Below are 14,100 nucleotides of genomic sequence, written 5' to 3'. Positions count from 1 at the left end.
GGGTGAGCCTCCCAGAGAAGTGGATCAAGTGCTTCGATCTTCACTATCCCGGCGTGGCGGACCCTGCCGCATGAGCAGTTCTACCCATCCGGCCCCGGCGTTCGGCCGAATCGGGGTTCAGCGGCGCAGCAGGGCCACCACGAACTGCGAGTCCGGTGTGAACGGTCGCACGTCCCAGGTGGACAGCGCCAGGTCCACCTCCAGGCCGGCGGCGGCCACGTCGGCGAAGAACTCGTCGAACTCGTACCCGCGGCCCGCGCCGAACCCGGCGGCCACCCGGCCCTCCGGCGCCAGGTGCGCGCGGAAGCGGCGCAGCACCTCGCGGCGGGTGGCGGGGGCGAGGAACGCGAGCACGTTCCCGGCGCACACGATCGCGTCGAACGGCTCGTCGATCCCCCGCGCGGGCAGGTCCAGCTCGGCGAGGTCCGCGACGAGCCAGCGCGGCCCCGGGTGGTCCTGCTCGGCAGCCGCGATCAACGTCGGATCCACGTCGACGCCGACAACCCGGTGCCCGGCGGCCGCCAGCGCGGCACCGACCCGGCCCGGCCCGCAGCCCGCGTCGAGGACGCGCGCGCCGCGCGGCACCATCGCGTCCACCAGCCTGGCTTCGCCCGCCAGGTCATCACCCGCCCGGGCGAGCCCGCGCATCCGCTCGACGTACCAGTCCGAGTGCCCGGGGTCCGCGGCGACCTTCTGCATCCAGAGACTCTGCTCGACCATGCCCCCATCCTGCCGCGCCCGGCATGCGAAGCTCGATCCGCACCCGAGGCAGCACCGGGAGACGAGGGATGACGCTGGACGACGACGGACTCCGGTTCGACGACCACCGCTGGGTCGCGCACGTGCTGGTGGCACGCGCGGGGCGCTACCTGGTGCTCAAGCGCGGCGCGGACCGCTACCTCGGTGGCCGGTGGGACCTGCCCGGTGGCACCGTCGAACCGGGCGAGGACCTGCGCGCCGCGGCCGAACGCGAAGCCGCCGAGGAAGCCGGGCTGGTCGTCCGAGCCACCGATGAGCTGGCCCGGTTCAGCAACGCCGACACGCGCGGCAGGCCGATCTGCTACCACACCGTCACCTTCCTCGGCACCGAAGCGGATCCCGAGGCGGAGGTGGTCACCGCGCCGGAAGAGCACGACGAGCACCGCTGGCTCACCCTGGAGGAGACGCTGCGGCTCGACCTGGTGCGGCACGTGCGCCGCGCTTTCGACGCCCTCGCCGACCGGTGACCGCCCCATCCGCCACCCCCGCAGGAGGTATCGCACCCGTGAAAACCCGAGTCGACCGCGCATGCCTCGTGGTGCTGCTGCTGGTGGGGGCGAGCACCGGGTTCTGGGCCTTCGTCGCGCCGGAGTCCTGGCACGCCTCGTTCCCGGGTTTCGGCCTGGACTGGCTGCCGCGGCTGGGCCCGTACAACGAGCACCTGGCGCGGGACACCGGCGCGATGTTCCTGGCGCTGGCGACGCTCAGCGGTGCGGCGCTGCGGCGGGTCGACGACGTGGTGCTCACCCGGGCCGCCGGTGCGGCGTGGCTGGTGTTCAACGCGCTGCACTTCGGCTTCCACAGCACGATGCTGCACATGTACGGCCTGCTCGACCAGGTGCTGAGCATGGGCAGCCTCGGCCTGGTCACCGGCCTGGCGCTCGTCCTGGTCCTGCCCGGCCGGGCGAGCGGTCAGGGGGCGTCGCGGTAGGCGGTGCCGGCGGCGTTGGGTTCGGCACCGTCGTAGAGGCCGGTGGGGCTGGTCCCGGTGGAGAGGGTGAACCAGGCGTAGCGCTCCACGAACGGCAGTCCGTCCAGCATGGCGGCGGAGTCGCGCACGAAGTCCGCCTGCTGCTGCTCGTCCGGGTAGCGCGGAGCGTCCCCGGAGAAGTCGATGAGCGCGTACTCGGTGACCCACACCGGTTTCCCGTAGCGGTCGTGGACGGCCTGCACGTAGTCGCGGAGCTGATCGGTGGCCTGCGGCGAGAAGTCGCCGCCGTACCAGTGCAGCGGGATGAAGTCGACGCGCAGCCCGCGCTCCTCGGCGCCGCGCAGGAACCGGTCGAGCCAGCCGTCGTCCTGGTCGGCACCGGTGGCGACGGCGGGCGCGCTCAGCCGCATCCCGGTCTCCTCCAGCTGCGGCCACAGGTCGAGGGCCTGCTCGACGGTCATTCCGGCCTGCTCGTCGAAGTCCGGTTCGTTGAAGGTGAGCAGCGTCGACCCGGACTCCTTCGCCGCGTCCAGGTCCTGCGGGTTCACCGAGTCGGCGCCCCAGATCATCGGCACGAACTCGGCGCCGTCGGGTGCGGTGACGCCCTGCGGGTCGGCGGCCCAGCCGTAGAACCAGTCGGCGCCGACGTCGCGCAGCGCCGCGTCCACCCCGTCGCCGGGGTTGACGCTGACGCCCTTGCCGCCGGCGTCGTCGGCTCCGGCGGTCGCGGGGACGAGCAGCAGGGCCGCGGCCGCGGTCACCGCGGCCCACCACGTCCGGCGCGGGAACGTCCTGATCATCGATTCCTCCTGGCGTCGCCGCAGTTCCCGCCCGCGCGGCGGACGCGGCCGGGACGTCGGGATCATCGTAGGGCGCCGCGACGCGGTCCGATCCCCTTTGAATTTCCCGGTTTTCTCGTCGGTGGACCGCGCGTTCGGCGGTACCGCAACGGGTTCCGGGCGTGCCGTCCGCCGCTGCGGGCGCGGCTCGACCGCCCTGGCTCGACGCGGCGACGCCGGAACCGGCCAGACCGGACGAAGCGGGCACGACGGGCGGCCGCGCCACGCCCTACCGCGTCCACCTGGTGAAACGCGAGTCCGGCTCAGCATTCCCATGCAGTGGGAGATCGACGCGCAGGGTCACCAATGACGACCGTCCGCATCGGACGAGGTCCACATCGGGTGAGGTGCGCGGCAGATCCTGTGCGCAGCGTCACCGAACCGGCGGGGACCGGTCGCACGGGCCCACCCCCGCCGCCGGGCCGCCCGAACGGCAGGACCATGCTCGTTCCCGTGCCCCAACACCGAAACACCCGACAGGAGGTCGACGACGTGTCGCCAAGCCCGGTGCGCGCCGCGGACGTGGACGCCGCGGCCCAGCGGTTCAGCACGACGATCCCCCCGACCCCGCTGCAGCACAACGAACGGCTCTCCACCCGGCACGGGCTCGACGTGCGGCTCAAGCGGGAGGACCTCACGCCGGTGCGGTCCTACAAGGTGCGCGGGGCGTACAACTTCATCAGCCAGCTCTCCGCGGAGCAGCGCGAGCGCGGCGTCGTGTGCGCCAGCGCGGGCAACCACGCGCAGGGCGTGGCGTTCGCCTGCGAGTCGCTCGGCGTCGCCGCCCGCGTGTACCTGCCGCGCACCACGCCGCGGCAGAAGCGGCAGCGGGTGGCGCGCTTCGGCGGCAGCCACGTCGAGGTCATCGTGCTCGGCGACACCTACGACGACGCCGACGCCGCGGCCCGCGCCGACGCCGCCGACAGCGGCATGACGCTCATCCCCGCGTTCGACGACCCGCGCACCATCGCCGGGCAAGGCACCGTGATCCGCGAGGTCGTCCAGCAGCTCGGCAAGGCCCCGGACGCGGTGGTGGTGCCCGTCGGCGGCGGCGGGCTGCTCGCCGGAACCCTCACCTGGCTGCGGGAGAACCACCCGCAGGTTCGGGTGATCGGCGCGGAACCGCAGGGCGCGGCGAGCATGGCGCTCGCGCTCGACCGCGGCGAACCGTCCCCCGTGGACGATCTGGATCCGTTCGTGGACGGCGCCGCGGTGCGCGTCGTCGGCCGCAACCCGCACGCCATCGCCGCGCTGGACCCGCCGGACCTGGTGGCGGTGCCGGAAGGGCAGATCTGCGTCGAGATCCTCGACCTGTACCAGTCGGACGGCATCATCAGCGAGCCCGCGGGCGCGCTGTCCCCCGCCGCGCTCGCCCAGGACCTCGGGCTGGCGCCGGGCTCGACGGTGGTGTCGCTGATCTCCGGCGGCAACAACGACGTGAGCCGGTACGCGGAGATCGTGGAGCGGGCGCTGGTGTTCGAGGGGCGCAAGCACTACTTCCTCGTCGAGTTCCCGCAGGAACCCGGTGCGCTGCGCCGGTTCCTCGACGACGTGCTCGGCCCGGACGACGACATCGCGCTGTTCGAGTACGTCAAGCGCAACAACCGGGAGACCGGCCCCGCCCTGGTCGGGCTCGAACTCGGCGCCCCCGAGAACCTGGACCCGATCCTCAAGCGGATGGAAGCGATCCCGCACCGCATCCAGCAGGTCCCGCCGGACAGCCCGCTGTTCCACTTCCTGGTGTGAGTTCGCCGGGGTGAGTGGCCCACCCGCCCGTCCTCCGTGGGCGAACGGGCCACTCACCTGGGGCTAGGGGTGCCGCAGGACGTTCATGATCAAGCCCACGTAGTGCTCGTGGTCGGCCTGGAGGCAGGCGCGCTGGGCGTGCTTGCCGTTGCAGCCCTCGCCCCAGCCGCTGCCGTCGCCGTAGTCGAGGAAGTCGTGCGGGATGCCGGCCGCCGCGAGGTTCGCCGCGGTGACGACGGCGGTCTCCCGCACCCGGTTCTCGGCGATGGCCAGGACCGGATCGTCCAGCAGGTTCCCGCCGTTGCCCGCGTAGATCGCGACGCCCATGCCGCGCAGGGCTTCGACGTGCTGCGCGGGGCTCTGCGCGTTCCAGATGCCGTCGTTCGGCCACACCGGCGACCCGAAGATCGCGTCCGGCGGGTCGAGCGGCGTGCCCGCGCCGTCCCACAACGCCGAGGCGGTGACGGCGGCGCGCATCTCCGGGTTCACCAGGTCGAGGTCTCCGGAGAAGCTGCCGACGTAGCGGAACAGGTCCGGCCGGTGCTCGGCGTAGTGGAACGCGCCGAAGCCGCCCATCGAATGCCCGGAGATCGCGCGCCCCTCGCGGGTGGCGATGGTGGCGAGGTTGTCGTCGATCAGCGGGATCAGCTGGTCGAGGTGGAAGGTCTCCCAGTTCTGCACGCCGGAGTTCCCCGGCGCCACCCAGTTGGTGTACCAGCCCCGTCCGCCGCCGTTGGGCTCCACGGTGATCAGCGGGACGCCCGCGGTGGCCTCCTCGGTGATCTCCATGTTCTGCACGGCGTTCGGGTACTCCGGCGAGCCGTGCAGCGTGTAGTGCACCGGGTAGCGGGTGGTGCCGTCGTAGCCGTCGGGCAGCGTCACCATGACGACGTGCTCGCCGGAGACCTGGCCCGGCAGCACCGGGTGCTCCGGCACCTGGTCGGTGCGCACGGTGATGGTGAACGTCCGCGCGCTGTGCCATTCCGGCTGCCCGACGACGGTGATCCCGTGCCCGTCGGCGAAGTGCGGCGGTGCGGGTTCGGCGATCGCCGCCGGTCCGGTCAGCCCGGCGGTGGCGGTGAGGGCGATCAGCGCGGCGGCCCAGCGGCGCGGCCCGGTCCGGTGTTCGGTTCGCATCAGGTTCCCCCGGATGAGGTCGACCCGCCTCCCCTGACGGGTGCCGTGCTGAGCGAACCAAGGCCGGGCACCGGGTTCCAGCGGCCAGTCGGGTGATCGCGGCGGCAACATTCCGCACCAGTGCGCGAACTTCCGCCTTTTTCGGCATATGCCAAGGAGTTTTCGGGTGATCCGGTCGCAGCGCGGCCGTGTTCAGCGGCCCCGAGTTGTGGGACCTTGTCCTTCCGGGGCGGGCGGGGCCGCCCTCCGGGGAGGTCGTGGGGATGTCGGGTTCTGACGAGCGCTCCTGCCCACCTGAAGTGCGCAACGCCGTCAACATCGCACCGGGTGCCCAGGTGCACTCCGTGGTCCAGGGCGGGGTCCTGCACGGCGACCTGATCGGGAACGCCGGGCGCACCGCGCTCGACGAGCCGCTGCGCGTGCTCGCGCGGGAGGTGCGCACCCGCTGGAAGCGGGAGGAGGCGCGGGTGCTGCGCGAGCACGAGGCGCTGCCGGTGCGGTGGGAGGCGGCACCGGACCGGCTGAGCGGCCACTGGCGCGGCGACCGGGCGGACGCCCCGATCGACCTCTCCGGCGTGTTCGACGAGGAGGCGAACGGGATCCTGCTGACCTACGGCGCGCTGCCGTGGGGACGGCTCGTGGTGCTGGGGCCCGCCGGGTCCGGGAAGACGGTGCTCACCGTCGACTTCGTGCTGCGGGTGCTGGCGCAGCGGCAGCGGGGCGGCCGGTGGGCCGGCGGCCCGGTGCCGGTCCGCTTCGACCTCGGGGCCTGGGACCCGAGCGCGATCGGCCTCCGGAACTGGCTGATCGAGCGGCTCGCGCACGACTACCCGCAGCCGGGTGGCAGGCGGACGGCCGCCGACCTGGTCGATTCCGAGCTGGTCCTGCCCGTGCTCGACGGTTTCGACGAGATCGCCGAACCCCGGCGCGGCACCGGGCTGCGCGCGATCAGCAGGCACGAGGGGCCGTTGCTGATGACCAGCCGCGAAGCGGAGTACGCCGCCCTGGTGGACGAGACCGGCCCGGTGAAGCGGTCCGCCGCGATCCGGCTCGTCGAACTCGACGAGGCCGACCTGATCGAGCACCTGGCGCGCGGCGGGGTCGAGGCGGGACGCCGCTGGCGTTCGGTGCTGCGGGGCTCACCGGCTGATCCGGACGGCGCGGCGTCCCGCGACCTGCTGCAGGTGCTGCGGAACCCGCTGATGGCCTCGCTGGCCCGCACCGCGTACCGGGAGGACGACGCCCGCCCGGCGGAACTGCTCGACCGGGACCGGTTCCCGACGCAGGAGCGGTTGAAGCACCACCTGCTGCAGAAGTACGTCCCCACCGTCTACGACGACGAGCTCGCCGACACCCGGCCGATCGAGATGCGGTGGCCGTGGACGCAGGAGCAGGTGCAGCCCTGGTTCCGGCACCTCGCCACGCACCTCGTGCGGCGCGACCTGCGCCCCCGCTCCCGGCCGAGATCGCCCGGTCCCGCCCAGGACCTCGCCTGGTGGAAGATCGCCGACGACCTGCCCCGGCGCACCCGGATGCTGGTGGTCGCGCTGGTCACCGGCGCGGTGGTGGGAGTGGTGGTGTTCCTCGGGCACTCGGCGCTGTTCGTGGCCGGGGGCAACGGCGTGCCGGCGAGCCTGGTGGCGGGCGCCGCGAACGGGTTCCTCAACGGGACGATGGCCGGACCCGGGTTCGGTCTCGCGCACGGCGCCCGGTTCGTCTTCCGGCGGGCCGCGATCGAGCCCTCCCACGTGCGCTTCCGGTTCCGGCGCGGACCGCGCAGGCCGGATTCCCGCTCGTTCCGCACGATCGCCACCAGGGCCGCGGTGGCGCTGCTGCTGGGCACGGTGTTCGGGTTCTGCTGCGGGTTCGTGCCCGGGCTGCTGCGCGCCTGGTCCACCCCCGAGGCCCCGGTGCTGCTCAGCGCCCTGGTGGACGGGCTGCTGTTCGCGGCGATGTTCGGCATCGGCGCCGGGCTCGTGCTGTTCCTCGCGGCGATCTTCGACGCGCCCCTCGACATCGGCGCGGCGGCCAGCCCCGAGGCGCTGCTGGCCGCCAACCGCCGCACCGCGCTGGTGCAGCTGCTGCTGTTCGGCCCGGCGTTCGGGATGTGCGTCGGGTGCAGCGGTTTCCTGGTGGTGGAGCTGCTCGGCGGCGGGCTGTGGGGCCTGCCGCTGACCTGGAGCACGTTCAGCACGATCAACTTCGGCGTGCTGGGCGGCGCCGGCGGTGGCCTCGGGGCGGTGCTCGCGTTGAGCGCCTGGGGCGAGTGGGTCGTGTTCGGCCGCATCTGGTTGCCGCTGCGCGGGCGGCTGCCGTGGCGGACGATCACGTTCCTGACCGATGCCCACGAACGCGGCGTGCTGCGCAGGCACGGCCCGGTCTACCAGTTCCGGCACGCCCTGCTCCGGGACCACCTGGCCGGCTAGCGGTCAGCCCGCGTCCCAGCTGATCGGCATCGCCGACGGTCCGCGGGTGGACAGGCCGTCCTTCCACTCGATCGCCGCCTCGTCGGTCACCCGCAGCCCGGGCAGCCGCCGCAGCAGCACGTCCAGCGCGACCTGCAGCTCCATCCGGGCCAGCGGGGCGCCGAGGCAGTGGTGCGGGCCGTGCCCGAAGCCCACGTGCGAGGCTTCCGCCCGCGCCAGGTCGAGCTGCTCGGGGTTCCGGTAGACCGCCGCGTCCCGGTTCGCCGAGGCCGTCGCGGGCAGCACCGGTTCCCCGGCGCGCACCAGCACCCCGCCCAGCTCGACGTCCTCCAGCGCGTAGCGCGCGATGCCCGCCCCGTTGCCGAGCGGCACGAAGCGCAGCAGCTCCTCCACCGCGCGCGGCACCAGGTCCGGCTCGGCGCGCAGCCGCGCCAGCTCGTCGGGGTGCTCCAGCAGCACGTGCACGAAGTTCGGGATCTGCGAGGCGGTGGTCTCGTGCCCGGCGACGAGGATCGCCTCGGCCAGCGAGAGCATCTCGTCCTCGGACAGCCGGTCCTGCTCGTCGCGGGCGGCGACGAGGGCGCTGAGCAGGTCGTCGCGGCCGTGCTCGTCCCGCCTGCGCTCCGCGATCAGGCCCGCCACGTACTCCCGCATCGCGCCGATGGCCTCGGCGACCTCGCCGGGGGTGAACTTGGTGGTGGACAGGAACGCGTCGGACCACTGCCGGAAGTCCCCGCGGTCCGCGTAGGGCACGCCGAGCAGTTCGCAGATCACGGTGATCGGCAGCGGCAGCGCGAAGTCCGCCACCAGGTCGGCGGGCGGCCCGGCGGCGAGCATCGCGTCGACGAACCCGTCGGCGATCTCCTGGACGCGGGGGCGCAGCTGTTCGACGCGCCGCTGGGTGAACGCCTTCATCACCAGCCGGCGCAGCCTGCTGTGCTCGGGCGGGTCCATGCTGAGGATGTTGCCGCTGGAGCCCTGGTGCGGGCGCATCCGCGGCTCGTCGCGCCCGACGCTCGCCGCGCGGCTGAACCGCGGGTCGCCGAGGACGACCTTGACGTCCTCGTAGCGGCTAGCGAGCCAGGCCGGTTCGCCGTAGGGCAGGCGGACGCGCAGCAGCGGCCGCTCGCGCAGCTCCTGGAACAGCGGTTCCGGGTCCAGCCGTTCCGGTCGGCTGAACGGGAAGGACGTGGGTTCCGCGGTGGTCATGCGCAAACTCCTGCGGGTGGGGCTGTTCGGGCGCCACCCACCCTACAACTAAGTCAGTTGATTGTCTTAGTTCCCGGGGTGCGTCAGCCCGCGTGGCCGAGGCGCCGGGACAGCTCCGCCGCCCCCTCCCGGATGATCCCGGTCAGCGCGCGGTCCGCCGCGTCGTCCCAGCGCGGCGTCGGCACCGAGGCGCTCATCGCCGCGACCACCGCACCCGAGGAGTCCCGCACCGGCGCGGCGACGCAGGCCACCGCCTCGTTCGACTCGCAGTGCTCCCGCGCGATCCCGGTCGCGGCGACCACGTCCAGCTCGCGGCGCAGTTCCCGCCGGGAGGTCGTGCTGCGCGCGGTCAGCGCCACCAGCCGCCGCCCCGCGTACAACTCCGCGAAGCGCCGCTTCGGCAGCGCCGCCAGCAGCACCTTGCCGACCGCCGTGCAGTGCGCGGGCAGCCGCCGCCCCACCGCCGAGACCATCCGCACCGGGTGCGTGCTGTCCACCTTCGCGACGTACAGCACCTCGGTGCCGTCGAGGACCGCGACGTGCACCGTCTCCCCGCAGCGCAGCGCCGCCTCCTGCGCCGCGAGCCGGCCCTCGCGGGCCAGGTCGAGGCGTTCCGCGTAGGCCGAGCCGAGCTGGAACGTCCGCACCCCGAGCCGGAACCGGGTGCCGCCCTCCCCCGCCGCCACCAGGTAGCCGCGCTCGACGAGGGTGCCGAGCAGCTCGTGCACCGTGGTGCGCGGCAGGCCCAGCGCCGCGGTGATCTCGGGCGCGCTCAGTTCCGCCTCGGCCAGGAACAGCTCCAGGACGTCGAACGCTCGCCCCACCGCCGGTACCGCTCGTGCCATCGGTTCGCTCCTCCGCGTTCCGCCCCAGCGGCGGGCCATCCTACCCGCGGCGGATTGACCGGCTCCGCGCGCCGAACCTACCGTTGCCGAACGTTGTCCGACATGTCGAACGGAGCGGCCGGTGCGGGAGACACGCGAATTCCTGGTGGCGCAAGGGCTTCCCGGCGGCGGTCCGCAGCTACCGGCCAGCGGGAAGCGCTTCCCCGACGGCGCGCAGTACCGGGTGGAGATCCCCAGCACCGAAGGTCCCGAGGTGCTCGACGCCGTGCTGGACGAAGCCCGGGCGCGCGAGGTGCCGGTGCACCGGATCTCCCAGGGCAGCGGCGGCATGCTGCTCACCGCGGTCGAACTCGGCACGATGTCCCGGACCGCGGCCGCCGCGTCGGTGGAGCTGAGCCTGTTCGCCCGCCCCGTCGCCGCCTGGGGCACCGGCGCCCTGGCCACCGCGAGCGGCGGCGGCCCGGTCGCCGCGCAGGCCCGCGGCACCGAAGGGCTGGTGCACGCGCTGGAGGACGTCCGCCGCACCGCCGAAGCCGGCGTCCGCAGCGTGCTGATCACCGACCTCGGCGTGCTGGCCACCGCGTCCCGGATGCGCGAATCCGGCGCGCTGCCCGCGGACCTGCGGTTCAAGATCAGCGTTCAGATGGGGCTGTCGAACCCGGCTTCGGTGCGGATCGCCGAACAGCTCGGCGCGGACAGCTACAACGTGCCCACCGACCTCGACCTCCAGCAGCTCGCCGACATCCGGGCCGCCACCGCGCTGCCGCTGGACGTGTACGTGGAGGCCCCCGACGACCTCGGCGGGTTCGTGCGGCACTTCGAGATCGCCGAGATCGTGCGGGTCGCCGCACCCGTGCACCTGAAGTTCGGCCTGCGCAACGCGCCGAACATCTACCCGAGCGGCACGCACCTGACGCCGACCGCCGTCGCGCTGGGCCGCGAGCGGGTGCGCCGCGCGCGGATCGGGCTGGAGCTGCTGCACCGCTACGCCCCGGAGGCCACCTGCTCGGCCCCGGCCGCCGCCGACCTCGCCCTGCCGCGCACCTCCTGACCCGCGGGAGAATCCGCAGCGCCGGCCACCGCGTACCGTGCGCGGGTCCGGAAGGTCGTGGGAGGAGCGGGAACCGTGCGGATCAGGACGTTCGCCGAGGGTGACACCGAAGCGGTGGTGGCGTTGTGGAAGTCGGCGGGCCTGACCCGCCCGTGGAACGACCCGTGGGCCGACGTGCGGCGCAAGCGGACCGTGCAACCGGAGATGTTCTTCGTCGCCGAGGACGGGTCCGGCGGCGTGGTCGGCACCGCGATGGCCGGCTACGACGGGCACCGCGGCTGGATCCACTACCTGGCGGTCGCCGATGAGCAGCGCGGCACCGGGCTGGGGCGCGCGCTGGTCGAGCGGGCGGAGGCCGCGCTGGCGGCGCTGGGCTGCCCGAAGGTGCAGCTGCAGGTCCGCCCGGACAACACCGGCGTCGTGGACTTCTACGAACGGCTCGGCTACGCGCCGTACGAGGTGGTCGACCTCGGCAAGCGCCTCATCCCGGACGGCTGAGGGCGGCGCACCGACCCGGGAGATCTCGGCCCGGAGACCCCGGCGCCGCCGCGCGGCCGAACGCGCGCGGTCCGCGCCCGCGAGCCGGGGTCCGGATCCGGACCGGAAAATCGACATCCCCGGTCGACCAGCGGAAACGACCGCGCCCACCGCGCCCGCCTGCCCACCGCCCCGTCGCCGGGACCACACTGGACATCCGGCGGAGGGAGAGCGCGATGGGGGCGTTGGCGCGAGCGGGGATCGCGGTGCTCGTCGTGCTGCTGGTCAGCGGGGGCGCGGTGCTGGCCACCACCGGTGGCGGCCCGGTCCGGTGCGGTGCGCAGATCATGGGCCCGGACCAGGTGTGCCGGCTCGTCTCCAGCGCGGGCAGCACGCTCAACAGCTACGACGACCAGCGGGAGGTGCAACGCGCCGACCAGGACCGGCGGCTGCTGCTGGCCGGGCTGACCGGGGCGCTGCTGCTGACGTGCGGCGGGCTGATCGCCGTGCTCGTGCCGTCGCGGCGCGAGCACGACCGGGTCAGTCGAGGGGCGCGCTGAGCACGGACCTGGCCTTCGCGCCGATCGTCTCGCGCACCCCGTCGGCGATGATCCGCAGCGCGTCCGGGTCGCCCTTCACCTGCGAGCGGGCCGTGTTCAGCGCCTGCGACACCGTCACGTGCGGCGGCACGAGCGGCACCGCCGGGTCGACCCGGGCGTCCACGACGGCGGGCCGGTCGGCGTGCAGCGCCGCGTCCCACACCGGTCCGGCCTGGTCGGCGTCGGCCAGCTCGTGCCCGGACAGGCCGAGCAGCTCGGCCCACCTCGCGTACGGCACCTCCGGCAGGTGCTGGGCCTCCGGGTAGGGCTTGTCGCCGAGCATGGCCCTGGTCTCCCAGGTCACGTAGGACAGGTCGTCGTTGGCGAGCACCAGCACGGTGAACCGCGGATCCGCCCACTCCCGCCAGTACTTCGCCACCGTGATCAGCTCGTTGACCCCGTTCATCTGCATCGCCCCGTCCCCGACGAGCGCGACCACCGGCCGCTCGGGGTGGGCGAACTTCGCCGCGAGCGCGTAGGGCAGCCCGCCGCCCATCGACAGCAGGGTGCCGGAGAGGCTGCCGAGCATGCCGGGCCGCATCTCCAGGTCGCGGGCGTACCAGCTGGTGGCGGTGCCGCAGTCCGCGGCGACCATCACGTCGCCGGGCAGCCGCCGGGACAGCTCCCGCACCACCAGCTCCGGGTTGAGCCCGCTGGTGTCCGCGTCGGCGCGCTTCTCGCTGTAGGACTCCCAGCGCCGCGTCCACTTCCCGATGTGCTCGCGCCACGTGCCGTCGGCGCGCTCGTCGAGCTGCGGCAGCAGCGCCTCCAGGGTCGCGCGGGCGTCGCCGACGAGGTTCACCTCGGTCTCGTAGCGGAGGCCGCAGCGGGCGCCGTCCACGTCGATCTGCACGGCCCGCGCCTGCTTCGGCGCCGGGTAGAACTCGGTGTAGGGCATGTTCGAGCCGACGATCAGCAGGGTGTCGCACTCGCGCATCAGGTGCCAGCTCGCGGTCGAACCGAGCAGCCCGATGGGTCCCGTGACCCACGGCAGCGCGTCGTCCAGGACGGTCTTGCCCAGCAACGCCTTCGCGGCCCCGGCGCCGAGCCGGTCGGCGACCGCGGTGAGCGCGTCGGTGGCCCCGTGCGCGCCCGCTCCCGCGAGGATCGCGACCTTCTCCCCCGCGTTGAGCACGTCTGCGGCCTGCGCGATGCCCCGGGGGCCGGCGGCCCCGACCGGGGTGCTCGGCACCGCGGAGGTCCGGTAGTAGCCGTGCTCGGCGGGCGGCTCCGGCACCGCTTCCCGCTCCAGCAGGTCGCTCGGCAGCACCAGCGCCGTCACCGTCCGGTGGGCCAGCGCGGTGCGGCACGCGCGGTCGACGAGGTGGCGGACCTGGCTGGGTTCCACCAGCTGCTCGCAGAAGTCGCCCGCGACGTCCTTGAACAGGTTCGTCAGGTCGATCTCCTGGTAGTAGCCGCCGCCGAGCGCGGTGCTCGCGGTGTGCCCGAGCAGCGCCACCACGGGCTGGTGGTCGAGCTTCGCGTCGTAGAGCCCGTTGAGCGCGTGCACCGCGCCCGGGCCGCTCGTCACGGCGCAGCAGCCCAGCTCGCTGCCGCCGTACTTCACGTCCGCGCAGGCCGCGAACCCCGCCGTCTCCTCGTGCCGGACCTGGATGAACTCGGTGCCGGGAGCGGTGCGCAGCGCGGCGATCACCCCGCCGATCCCGTCGCCCGGGTAGCCGTAGAAGCGGCGCGCTCCCCAGGCGCCGAGGCGTTCGACGATGTGCTCGGCGACGTTCTTCGGATCAGCCACTGGTCGCGGTACCTCCTCGCGGGGGTCGGCCGCCGGGTGGCGGTGGCGGTCCGCCACCTGGCGGGACGGAGTTCTGGTTCAGCGCCCCTTCACGGCGTCCTTCACCTTCTCCACGGCCTGCTTGAAACCGCCCTTGGCCTGGTCGGCCTTGCCTTCGGCCTGCCACTGCTCGTTGCCGGTGACGTCACCGGCCTTCTCCTTGGCCTGGCCCTTGAGCTCTTCCGCCTTGTGCTGGGCCTTGTCCTCGTCACCCACGACGTCATCTCCTTCCGGTGGACGTTGCCTTCCACCGGCGCGTACCCGTTCAGCGCGCGGCTACACATCCCGG

General features: G+C 73.6%; 14 protein-coding genes. 7 read left to right on the top strand and 7 right to left on the bottom strand.

Annotated features, from left to right (window positions below):
- Positions 1-117: 117 nt before the first annotated feature.
- Entirely contained in the window at positions 118-720 is a 603-nt protein-coding gene (locus tag H1226_RS08380; protein ID WP_258348230.1) for a class I SAM-dependent methyltransferase, read from the bottom strand.
- 68 nt (positions 721-788) lie between these two features.
- Here H1226_RS08380 and H1226_RS08375 point away from each other — a divergent pair, with 68 nt between their 5' ends.
- Together H1226_RS08375 and H1226_RS08370 are read left to right on the top strand one after the other, a co-directional pair.
- Positions 789-1,226 (top strand): NUDIX hydrolase, encoded by a 438-nt coding sequence (locus tag H1226_RS08375; RefSeq protein ID WP_258348229.1) that lies wholly within the window; start codon positions 789-791, stop codon positions 1,224-1,226.
- A 38-nt stretch (positions 1,227-1,264) separates the two neighbouring features.
- Positions 1,265-1,690: a hypothetical protein gene (locus H1226_RS08370; protein ID WP_258348227.1), complete on the top strand. Its 426-nt coding sequence runs from the start codon at positions 1,265-1,267 to the stop codon at positions 1,688-1,690.
- Here the strand turns inward: H1226_RS08370 and H1226_RS08365 are convergent.
- A complete protein-coding gene (locus H1226_RS08365) occupies positions 1,672-2,490 on the bottom strand; it encodes a glycoside hydrolase family protein (RefSeq protein WP_224955821.1) in 819 nt (272 codons plus the stop codon). The genes H1226_RS08370 and H1226_RS08365 overlap by 19 nt on opposite strands.
- A 546-nt stretch (positions 2,491-3,036) precedes the next feature.
- On the opposite strand from H1226_RS08365, the gene ilvA reads away from it, so the two are divergent.
- Entirely contained in the window at positions 3,037-4,275 is a 1,239-nt protein-coding gene (ilvA, locus tag H1226_RS08360) for a threonine ammonia-lyase IlvA (protein WP_224965928.1), read from the top strand.
- Between the two features lie 63 nt (positions 4,276-4,338).
- Here ilvA and H1226_RS08355 read toward each other — a convergent pair whose 3' ends face one another.
- Positions 4,339-5,412 (bottom strand): alpha/beta hydrolase, encoded by a 1,074-nt coding sequence (locus tag H1226_RS08355; RefSeq protein WP_258348226.1) that lies wholly within the window; start codon positions 5,410-5,412, stop codon positions 4,339-4,341.
- A 263-nt stretch (positions 5,413-5,675) separates the two neighbouring features.
- On the opposite strand from H1226_RS08355, the gene H1226_RS08350 reads away from it, so the two are divergent.
- Positions 5,676-7,838: an NACHT domain-containing protein gene (locus H1226_RS08350; RefSeq protein WP_258348225.1), complete on the top strand. Its 2,163-nt coding sequence runs from the start codon at positions 5,676-5,678 to the stop codon at positions 7,836-7,838.
- A 3-nt stretch (positions 7,839-7,841) separates the two neighbouring features.
- On the opposite strand, the gene H1226_RS08345 is transcribed toward H1226_RS08350, so the two are convergent.
- Together H1226_RS08345 and H1226_RS08340 are read right to left on the bottom strand one after the other, a co-directional pair.
- Entirely contained in the window at positions 7,842-9,047 is a 1,206-nt protein-coding gene (locus H1226_RS08345; RefSeq protein ID WP_258348224.1) for a cytochrome P450, read from the bottom strand.
- An 83-nt stretch (positions 9,048-9,130) separates the two neighbouring features.
- Positions 9,131-9,892, bottom strand: coding sequence for an IclR family transcriptional regulator (locus tag H1226_RS08340; protein ID WP_258348223.1), 762 nt, complete (start codon positions 9,890-9,892; stop codon positions 9,131-9,133).
- 121 nt (positions 9,893-10,013) lie between these two features.
- Between H1226_RS08340 and H1226_RS08335 the strand changes: the two genes are divergently transcribed.
- The 3 genes from H1226_RS08335 (at position 10,014) to H1226_RS08325 (ending at position 11,980) form a co-directional block, all read left to right on the top strand.
- Entirely contained in the window at positions 10,014-10,943 is a 930-nt protein-coding gene (locus H1226_RS08335; RefSeq protein ID WP_258348222.1) for a U32 family peptidase, read from the top strand.
- 75 nt (positions 10,944-11,018) lie between these two features.
- Positions 11,019-11,441, top strand: a complete 423-nt coding sequence (locus tag H1226_RS08330) for a GNAT family acetyltransferase (protein WP_258348219.1) — start codon at positions 11,019-11,021, stop codon at positions 11,439-11,441.
- A gap of 215 nt (positions 11,442-11,656) precedes the next feature.
- Positions 11,657-11,980 (top strand): hypothetical protein, encoded by a 324-nt coding sequence (locus H1226_RS08325; protein WP_258348218.1) that lies wholly within the window; start codon positions 11,657-11,659, stop codon positions 11,978-11,980.
- On the opposite strand, the gene H1226_RS08320 is transcribed toward H1226_RS08325, so the two are convergent.
- Together H1226_RS08320 and H1226_RS08315 are read right to left on the bottom strand one after the other, a co-directional pair.
- A complete protein-coding gene (locus tag H1226_RS08320; RefSeq protein ID WP_258348217.1) occupies positions 11,961-13,772 on the bottom strand; it encodes a thiamine pyrophosphate-requiring protein in 1,812 nt (603 codons plus the stop codon). The genes H1226_RS08325 and H1226_RS08320 overlap by 20 nt on opposite strands.
- A gap of 78 nt (positions 13,773-13,850) precedes the next feature.
- Positions 13,851-14,027, bottom strand: a complete 177-nt coding sequence (locus tag H1226_RS08315; protein ID WP_224955812.1) for a CsbD family protein — start codon at positions 14,025-14,027, stop codon at positions 13,851-13,853.
- Between the last annotated feature and the right edge of the window lie 73 nt (positions 14,028-14,100).

It is taken from the genome of Saccharopolyspora gregorii (genome assembly GCF_024734405.1).
Classification (GTDB): Bacteria; Actinomycetota; Actinomycetes; order Mycobacteriales; family Pseudonocardiaceae; genus Saccharopolyspora_C; species Saccharopolyspora_C gregorii.
Note: the sequence above shows the minus strand (reverse complement) of the source record. Positions and strands in the feature narration are given on the sequence as shown.